The organism is Treponema sp., from assembly GCF_045657965.1.
GTDB lineage: Bacteria > Spirochaetota > Spirochaetia > Treponematales > Treponemataceae > Treponema_D.
Genome location: NZ_JAZOUG010000095.1, coordinates 1 through 8,993 on the forward strand (window position 1 = coordinate 1; position 8,993 = coordinate 8,993).

General features: G+C 38.4%; 8 protein-coding genes and 1 pseudogene. 8 read left to right on the forward strand and 1 reads right to left on the reverse strand.

Annotated features, from left to right (window positions below):
- Window positions 1-218 (reverse strand): annotated as a pseudogene (locus ACKI5B_RS03540) (hypothetical protein); the annotation flags it as partial.
- Window positions 219-523: 305 nt separating this feature from the next.
- Here ACKI5B_RS03540 and rffA point away from each other — a divergent pair.
- The 8 genes from rffA to ACKI5B_RS03580 form a co-directional block, all read left to right on the forward strand.
- Complete coding sequence (gene rffA, locus ACKI5B_RS03545; protein ID WP_407425897.1) at window positions 524-1,681, forward strand: dTDP-4-amino-4,6-dideoxygalactose transaminase; 1,158 nt, start codon at window positions 524-526, stop codon at window positions 1,679-1,681.
- A 3-nt stretch (window positions 1,682-1,684) separates the two neighbouring features.
- Complete coding sequence (locus tag ACKI5B_RS03550; protein ID WP_407425899.1) at window positions 1,685-2,614, forward strand: glycosyltransferase family 2 protein; 930 nt, start codon at window positions 1,685-1,687, stop codon at window positions 2,612-2,614.
- A gap of 13 nt (window positions 2,615-2,627) precedes the next feature.
- Entirely contained in the window at window positions 2,628-3,008 is a 381-nt protein-coding gene (locus ACKI5B_RS03555) for an EamA family transporter (protein WP_407425901.1), read from the forward strand.
- Window positions 3,005-3,340 carry an EamA family transporter gene (locus ACKI5B_RS03560; protein WP_407425903.1) on the forward strand — a complete coding sequence of 112 codons (336 nt, stop codon included), beginning with the start codon at window positions 3,005-3,007 and terminating at the stop codon, window positions 3,338-3,340. Before ACKI5B_RS03555 ends, ACKI5B_RS03560 begins: the two co-directional genes overlap by 4 nt.
- 57 nt (window positions 3,341-3,397) lie before the next feature.
- Entirely contained in the window at window positions 3,398-6,112 is a 2,715-nt protein-coding gene (locus tag ACKI5B_RS03565; RefSeq protein WP_407425905.1) for a YidC/Oxa1 family membrane protein insertase, read from the forward strand.
- An 18-nt stretch (window positions 6,113-6,130) separates the two neighbouring features.
- Window positions 6,131-7,378, forward strand: coding sequence for a CDP-glycerol glycerophosphotransferase family protein (locus ACKI5B_RS03570; protein ID WP_407425911.1), 1,248 nt, complete (start codon window positions 6,131-6,133; stop codon window positions 7,376-7,378).
- Entirely contained in the window at window positions 7,379-8,125 is a 747-nt protein-coding gene (locus tag ACKI5B_RS03575) for a phosphocholine cytidylyltransferase family protein (protein WP_407425907.1), read from the forward strand.
- Between the two features lie 3 nt (window positions 8,126-8,128).
- A partial coding sequence (locus ACKI5B_RS03580) for a glycosyltransferase family 4 protein (RefSeq protein WP_407425909.1) occupies window positions 8,129-8,993 on the forward strand: 865 nt, incomplete at its 3' end.

The following is an 8,993-nucleotide window of genomic DNA, read 5'->3' on the forward strand; positions in this document are numbered from 1 at the left end:
AAGGTAAAAAGTGGTGCTGAAATTAATTGCGTATTAAGAAGGCGAATTTCTGTTGAATAGCCCCAGCCAAGCGGAACTAAAGATTTTTCCCGCACACATTCACGTGCAAGAAGTGTTTCAGAAGCTAAATCAGCATCAATAAAATTTGGCATTGCTTTATAAACGGTGTATCCTACAAAAAAAGCTACAGAAGTAAGTAATGCGGAAAGATATACCATTTTTAATTTATCAGTGTGTTTATGAAAAATAACAGCGTTTACGCAAACAGTTAGAAAAACAGGAATTAAAAAAAATGACTGCAGTGTTGGAAGCCATTTTTCAATTTTAAAATCCCTGTGAAAAACTTTTTGAGAGATAAAATCATATAATGCAGGTATGAAATCATTTGAAAAAGCAATAAGAATTGTTCCTGAAAGTAAAAAAAATATTGTGCAGGATAATAAAATTATTTCAGTTTTTTTAGAAAAATATTTCATAAACTAAGAATATTGAAAAAAATTACATTAAGCAATATAGTCTCTTTATGATTCACTTTAATGTACCGCCAGTTACAGGCAACGAAGTATCCTATATTCAGCAGGCTATCGCTAATCATAAAATCTGTGGCGACGGAGAATTTACAAAAAAATGCAATGAGTGGTTTGAACATAAGCTAAACTCTGTTAGGGGGGGGCTAACTTTTTCAAAAGTTCTTCTGACTACAAGCGGTACAACTGCCCTAGAAATGGCTGCCCTTCTCTGCAATATCCAGTCAGGCGATGAAGTTATCATGCCGAGTTTCACTTTCTGCTCAACAGCCGATGCCTTTGTTCAGCGAGGTGCAAAAATCGTCTTTGTTGATGTAAGAAAAGACACAATGAACATTGATGAAACTAAAATCGAAAAGGCAATCACAGATAAAACAAAAGCAATCTGCGTTGTTCATTATGCGGGAGTTGCCTGCGAAATGGACACAATTATGGAAATTGCTCACAAACACAACCTCAAGGTCGTTGAGGACGCTGCACAGGCTGTCTGCTCTTTCTACAAGGGAAAGCCTCTTGGTACAATCGGCGATTACGGCTGCTATTCTTTCCACGAAACAAAGAATTTTTCCATGGGCGAAGGCGGTGCAATTATTATCAACACAAATAACGATGATTTTGAAAAAGCTGAGATTATCCGCGAAAAAGGCACTGACAGAAGCAAGTTTTTGCGCGGTCAGGTAGATAAATACACCTGGCGTGATTACGGCTCAAGTTATCTTCCTAGTGACATGAACGCCGCTTATCTTTGGGCTCAGCTTGAAATGGCAGATGAAATCCAGAATTGCAGAATGAATATCTGGAACCGCTATAAAAATGAATTCCAATATCTTGAAGATGCTGAAAAACTGCGGTTGCCGGTAATTCCAGCTGACTGCACCCATAACGCACACATGTTCTACATCATCACAAAATCACTTGAGGAGCGAACTGCATTCATCAAGTTTATGAGAGAAAAAGACATTCTTGCAGTCTTCCATTACATTCCACTCCACTCTGCACCTGCTGGTCTTAAATATGGTCGTTTCGATGGCGATGATGAAATTACAACCCCGTATTCAGAGCGTCTTGTCCGTTTGCCGCTTTATTACAAACTGACTGATGAGGATTTGCAGACAGTAATCAATGCCGTAAAAGATTTTTATGAAGGATGCTAAAATATGAAAGAAATCAGCATTGTTATTCCCGTTTACAACAGTCACGAGTGCGTCGCAGAAATCAGCAGGCAGATAAAAGACGCAATGGATAAAGCTGGTCTTTCGTACGAGCAGATTATGGTGAACGACTGTTCCCGCGACTCAAGCTGGGAAGAAATTCAAAAAGAAGCTGAATCAAACCCAAATCTTTTAGGCATAAACTTAAGAAAAAACGGCGGACAGGATTCTGCAATCCTTACTGGATTAAATTATGCTGCAGGGAAATATGTGGTCATCATGGACGATGACTTGCAGCACTCGCCTTATGACATTCCAAAACTCTATGAAGAAGCAAAAAAAGGCTTCGATGTCGTTTATGCGAACTTTGAAAGCAAAAAACAGAAACTCTGGAAAAACATTGGAAGCTGGTTCAACGGAAAAATCTCAGAAATTGCCCTCGATAAGCCAAAAGGAATCTATCTTTCACCATTTAAGATTATCAATTGTGGCGTTGTAAAGGAAATGATAAAATTCAACAATCTTTTTCCATACATCGACGGACTTATTTTTCAGGTAACAAGAAATATCACCCAGATAGACATAGAGCATCACAAGCGGGAACTCGGAAAGTCAAACTACAATCTTATAAAGTCGATAAAAGTATTTTTGCGGATGCTCTTCGGTTTTTCGACAGTTCCGCTGAATATTGCTTCATTTACTGGATTTTTCTCTGCAATTGTCGGTGTTGTTCTTGCAATTGTGTACGCCGTACAGTATTTTACAGGAAAAGCAGATGTTACTGGTTGGACGACACTTGTAATCCTTATTCTCATAATCGGTGGTCTTATTCTTGTCTCGCTCGGAATTATTGGAAAATATTTGGGACAGGTTTATCTGACAGTCAATAACCAGCCGAAGTTTATCGTAAAAGATACGACCAGAAAAGACTCATAAAAATCTTTTAGTAATGGAAAATTCAAACAAAAAAAACAAAGTCATTTCTTTTCTCTTCATGCATATTGCCTTTCTCGTCTACACGCTCTATCCGCTTTTGGGAAAGTTTGCCACACGATATGAAATGCTTTCTTTTCAATTCGTTGCTCTTTACTGCGTAGTTTTTGCGATTCTTTTTGTTTATGCACTTCTATGGCAGCAGGTCTTGAAACGCTTTCCGCTCAGCACGGCAATTGCAAACAAATCCGTCACGATTATCTGGGGAATGATTTTCGGTCTTTTATTTTTTAAGGAAGCACTTTCTCTCAAAATGCTGATTGGAGCCGTTCTGATTCTCTCGGGTATTTTTATCTTGAGCACGGAGAAAGATGAAACTCAAGAGGCAGATAAATGATTTTATACATTGCAATTCTGTTTTTTTCTGTCTTTATTTCTGCATTCTCTCAGGTGCTGCTCAAAAAATCAGCACTCAAAACATACACATCTTTTATTAAAGAATATCTGAATCTGTATGTTCTCCCAGCCTATGCCATTTACTTTGTTGCAGTTTTTTTAGATTTAATTGCGCTTAAAAAAGTGCCGGTCTCATTCGTTCCGGTTGCTGAAGCTTCAAGCTACATTTTTGTACTTATTTTTGGAAGACTGTTTTTCAAAGAGAAATTTTCAAAAAAGAAAATTCTCGCAATGTCACTGATTCTGACTGGTATCATCGTTTTTATACTTTAATTTCCTTGTTTTTCTTCTTAGTTGTAACTTCCTTCTTTTTGCACTATTATTTTAGGTATGGATAGTGCATTTTTCAGTCTGGTGATTTATCCGCTTACGCAGATAATCGAACTTGTTTTTACTTTTTGCAAAAAACTTTTTGACAATACAGGAATTGCAATTCTTGGTGTAAGTGCGGCAGTTTCACTTCTTACCCTTCCGCTTTACATTGTTGCAGAACACTGGCAGCAGGTTGAACGCGACATTCAGAAAAAAATGAAGGGCGAAGTCGACAAAATTAAGAGCGTTTTTAAAGGCAACGAGCAATACATGATTCTTTCAACATACTACAGGCAGAATCATTACCACCCGATTATGTCTCTCCGCTCGGCTTTCGGTCTTTTAATTCAGATTCCTTTCTTTACAGCAGCATACACCTGTCTTTCTTCAATGACAGCCTTGCAGGGAAAATCTTTTCTTTTTATCCGTGATATGGGCGCTCCTGATGCACTTTTTACAATCGGAGCGTTTACCGTAAATGTTCTTCCAATCGCAATGACTTTAATCAACATGATTTCAGGAACCATTTACACAAAAGGGCTTTCTATCCGTGATAAAGTTCAGACATACGGTCTTGCCCTTCTTTTTGTTGTAATTCTTTACAACAGTCCTGCAGGTCTTGTTATGTACTGGACAATGAACAATCTGTTTTCCCTTGTAAAAAACGTATTCTACAAAATGAAGCATCCGGTAAAGGTGCTTTATTATATTGCCTGCGCTCTTGTTACAGTATTCATTATCTGGCTGTTTGCAGGTCATATTCTTTCAGTAAAACGGGCCCTGCTTGTTTCATTCTGCTTTGCCCTTGTTTACCCAGCTCCCCTTTACGTCAAAGCGGCCAATCATCTTATCGACAAAACTTTTGTTACTCTGCGTGACAGCCGTAAAACAAGAACAACTCTTTTTGCATTAAGTGCTGTTGGTCTTTCTTTAATCGTCGGTCTTTTGATTCCTTCTCTTCTGATTGCTTCAAGTCCTGAAGAATTTTCCGGTATCGACGGATTTGGAAATCCATTGGTCTTTGTAAAAAATAGTTTTGTTCAGGCAGCAGGTTTCTTTATTATCTGGTGTTCGCTCATTTTCTTTTTGTACAAAGAAAGAATGCAGACTTTAATTGCTGCTGCCCTTGCCTTCCTTTTTGGTTCGGCTCTCCTAAACGCATTTGTATTCCCGGGTGATTACGGAACTTTAAGTAAGCTTTTAAAATTTACAGATATCACAAACGTAGATTCTTCTGTTTTTGCAATTATTCTTAACCTTACATGTGTACTTATTTTGGTTGCAGGAATTTCAGCAGCAATCAAATTCCGTCTTAATAAATATGTTCATTATGCGCTGGGGCTTCTTTGTGTTGGAATTATTGCAGTTACGTTCAGTAATGTTTCCAAAATCAATAAAGGCTACGCTTCTTACGAAGAAAAACGTCTTGCAACAGGTTCAACTTCTTCTGAACTTAAAAAGATTTTCCATTTTTCAAAGACCGGTAAAAATGTTCTTTACATTTACCTTGACCGTGCCCAGGCTCAGTATGTTGAACCGCTTTTTGCCGAACACCCGGAACTTAATGAAAAACTTTCCGGCTTTACTTTCTACAAAAACACAGTCTCCTTTAACGGACACACTCTGCTCGGCTCTCCTCCGTGCTTCGGCGGTTACGAATACACCCCGGAAAGCATGAATGCCCGCAGTTCAGAAAAGCTTGTAGATAAAACAAATGAAGCTTTACAGACTCTTCCGCGCTTTTTTACAGAGCAGGCACAAGGTTTCAGCGCAACAATAACAGACCCGTCATGGGCAAATTACAGCTGGATTCCTGATATTTCAATTTTTGACAAATACAAGTCTCAGGGCGTTTCTGCATATCTTACAGACGGAGTTTACACAGACCGCTGGTACAAAGATCATCAGGATACCGCACAGATTGACATTGTAAGTGCATCTCTAAAACGTAACATTTTGTGGTATTCATTCTTTAAAGTTTCACCGCTTGTACTCCGCCCGGCTTTCTACAACGACGGAAACTACTGGTCAACAAACACTGCAAACGATGACTACAACGACTATCTTGACGGATATTCCGTTCTGGACTACGCAGTTTCTTTCACTGATTTTGAAAGTCCTACTGAAAATTCGTACATTAACCTGATTAATAACACTACTCACGATAATCTTTTCCTTCAGGCTCCTGAATACCGTCCTTTTTCAAAAGTTACCGATTTTGGAACAAGCGAGTATGCACATCAGAAAGACTATCATTCATTTGCAGGTGCAATGCTTCGTGTAGCTGACTGGCTTGATTTCTTAAAACAGAACGGCTGTTATGACAACACACGCATTGTTCTTGTTGCAGACCATGGAGCAAACAGCCGGGAAAACGGCTATGAATGGAATGAAGATTTTGAAAGAATCCGTCCGGGACGCTACCATCCGCTTTTAATGTTCAAGGATTTTGGTTCAACAGGCTCTCTTTCTGTAAGTGAAGACTTTATGACAAACGCAGATGCACCATCTCTTTTAGTAAAAGGAATTACAGAAAATCCTGTAAATCCTGCTACGGGAAAAGCACTTGACGGTCATCAGAAAAAAGACGGAGCATTAATCTGTCTTACTGATATTTTTATGCCGTATCACAACAAAAGCGATTACGTATTTACCGCTGACAAAGAAAACTGGTATAGAGTCAGCGGCAATATCTTTAATTCAGAAAACTGGAAACAGGAAACACAGCAGTAAGAGGCACAGACTATGACAATGACATTTTTACCTTTATATATTGACCCGGGCACGGGAAGCATGCTGTTTTCGGTTGTTCTTGGAGCGGCAGCTACCCTTTTCTTTCTTGCAAAAGCTGCCTTTTTAAAGCTCCAGGTTTTATTCAGTGGACGAAAAGCTCTTGAAGCTCAGAAACTTGACCGCAAAAAATATGTAATTTACGGTGAAGGAAAACAGTACTGGAACTGTTTTAAGCCTGTAGTTGAAGAATTTGAAAAACGCGGAATTGATATTGACTATCTCACTTCTGCAAAAGACGACCCAGTGTTTGAAAATAAATATAACTGTGTACATGCTGAATACATTGGCGAAGGTAATGCTGCTTTTGCCCGCTTAAACATGCTCAAGGCAGACGTTGTTCTTATGACAACTCCTGCCCTTGATGTCTACCAGATGAAACGCAGCAAAAATGTAAAACATTATGCTCATATCCGTCACGGAACCGGAGATGCAACAATGTATCGTATGTTCGGTCTGGACTATTTTGATTCAGTGCTTTTAACCGGGGACTATCAGAAAGAAGATATCCGTACTCTCGAAAAAATGCGCGGCATAAAAGAAAAGGAACTTGTTACAGTCGGCTGTACTTATCTGGATGTTCTTTATGAACGAATGCAGCAGATTCCGGCAGAAGAAAATCACAATTTTACAGTTCTTCTTTCTCCTTCATGGGGACCAAGCGCAATTCTTTCAAAATACGGCGAAAAACTTATTGACCCGCTTCTGGCTACAGGATGGCATATTATTATCCGCCCTCACCCGCAGTCAAAGAAAAGCGAAAGTGAAATGCTTGAACGCTTACAGGACAAATACAAAGATGCCAAAAATCTTGAATGGAACTTTGACCGTGATAATATTTACGCCCTTAAGCGCGCAGACATTATGATTTCAGACTTTAGTTCCGTTATCTACGACTACACGTTTATGTGCGACAAACCCGTTATGTATGTAAACGCTGATTTGGATTTGCGTATTTACGATGCAGGCTGCCTTACAGAAAAACGTCTCTGGCAGTTTACTACCCTCGAAAAAATCGGTATTGAACTAAAAGAAGAACAGTTTAGTAACATTAAAGAAATTATCCAGAATGCCAGTGACTCAAAAGAACTGGCTTCAGCTCGTGCCAAGGCAAAAGCTGAAGCATGGACTCATATTGGTGAAGCCGGAAAACTTGTTGTGGACTTTATGATTCAAAAACAGAAAGAATTAACTACGGAGGCAAATTAAATGCAGGCAATTATCTTAGCTGCCGGAACTGGCAGTCGTCTTAAACAGTATACAGAAAAAGTTCCTAAATGCATGGTTCCGGTAAACGGAGTTCCAATGATTGAACGTGCAATCGATTCTCTAGTCGATGCAGGAATTAAAAAGCTTTATATCGGTCTTGGATACAAAGCCGATGTGCTTAAAGATTTTATCCGCACAAATTTTGATGACACTCGTCTTAAGGGCATGAAAATTGATTTTGTTGAAAACCCGGTTTATGACAGAACAAACAACATCTACTCTCTTTACCTTGCTCACGATATTTTCGAAAAAGACGATACAATTCTTCTTGAAAGTGATCTTGTGTTTGACAAAAAGCTGATTGGAGATCTTGTAGCTTCAAAAGAACAGAATCTTGCTGTTGTCAGTAAATACGAAGAATGGATGGACGGAACCTGTACAATTTTGGATTCAAGTAACAACATTCTCGACTTTATCGGAAAAAGTGCACAGAATCCAAATGATTCAGATAAGTACTACAAAACCGTAAATATCTATAAATTTTCAAAATATTTCATTAATTCGTACTATCTGCCTTTCTTAAAAACATACATGGATGTATTCGGAAAGAACAACTATTACGAAACATGTCTTAAATTCCTTGCTCTTACTGATCCAACGCTTCTGAAAGGATTTAAGGTTTCTCCAGAGACCTGGTACGAAATCGATAATCCAGACGATCTGCGTGCAGCAGAGGAAAAATTCTAAAAAATGATTCTCATTAACGGAAATTTTCTTTGCCGTAATCTTACAGGCATTGAGCGGTTTGCTTTTGAAATCTGCTCATGCCTTGATGAGATTTTATTAAAAAAGTCAAATTCTTCTCTAAATATTGCGCTTTTAGTTCCGGAAAATGCAGGAATTTTACCTGAGTATAAAAAAATTCAAATTATTAAATGCAAACCTTTAACAAGTTTTCCGAAATGGGACATTTTATATTTTCCAAAAATCTGCAGGAAATACAAAGCCATTCCGCTGAATTTTTCTAATACTGCCCCGCTTTTTGGAAATCGCGGACTTGCGTTTCTCCATGACATTTACGCACACGATTTTCCAGAAGATTTTACCTCTAAAAAGGACAGGCTGATTCGTCTATACAGTGAACTGCACTATAAAAACATTGCACGCCATGCGCAGAAAATCTTCACCGTGTCCGAATTTTCAAAAAATCAGATTATAAAAGCTTACAAAACCCCATCAGATAAAATTTCTGTAATTCCAAACGGCTGGGATCACTTTAAGAAAATCCAGGAAGACGACGGTATTTTTACGAAATTTCCGGTTTTAATGCAAAAACCGTTCTTCTTTACGCTTGGAAGCCTTCAAAAACGCAAAAATCTAAAATGGATTCTAGAATACGCAAAAAAACATTCCGAACAGAATTTCGCCATTTCAGGAAAAGCAATCGGCGGTATGCATACATCAGAGCTCTCACATCTTTCAGAACTAAAAAATGTAATTCTTTTAGGTTATGTAAGTGATGAAGAAGTAAAATCATTAATGAAAAAATGTTCAGCTTTTGTTTTTCCGTCTTATTATGAAGGATTTGGTATTCCGAAGTCGGATCGTAGCCATG

What these genes read in the sequence shown, in the direction of transcription:
- rffA (WP_407425897.1), top strand. Translation starts at nt 524, where the DNA reads ATGATTCACTTTAATGTACCGCCAGTTACAGGCAACGAAGTATCCTAT.
- ACKI5B_RS03550 (WP_407425899.1), top strand. Translation starts at nt 1,685, where the DNA reads ATGAAAGAAATCAGCATTGTTATTCCCGTTTACAACAGTCACGAGTGC.
- ACKI5B_RS03555 (WP_407425901.1), top strand. Translation starts at nt 2,628, where the DNA reads ATGGAAAATTCAAACAAAAAAAACAAAGTCATTTCTTTTCTCTTCATG.
- ACKI5B_RS03560 (WP_407425903.1), top strand. Translation starts at nt 3,005, where the DNA reads ATGATTTTATACATTGCAATTCTGTTTTTTTCTGTCTTTATTTCTGCA.
- ACKI5B_RS03565 (WP_407425905.1), top strand. Translation starts at nt 3,398, where the DNA reads ATGGATAGTGCATTTTTCAGTCTGGTGATTTATCCGCTTACGCAGATA.
- ACKI5B_RS03570 (WP_407425911.1), top strand. Translation starts at nt 6,131, where the DNA reads ATGACATTTTTACCTTTATATATTGACCCGGGCACGGGAAGCATGCTG.
- ACKI5B_RS03575 (WP_407425907.1), top strand. Translation starts at nt 7,379, where the DNA reads ATGCAGGCAATTATCTTAGCTGCCGGAACTGGCAGTCGTCTTAAACAG.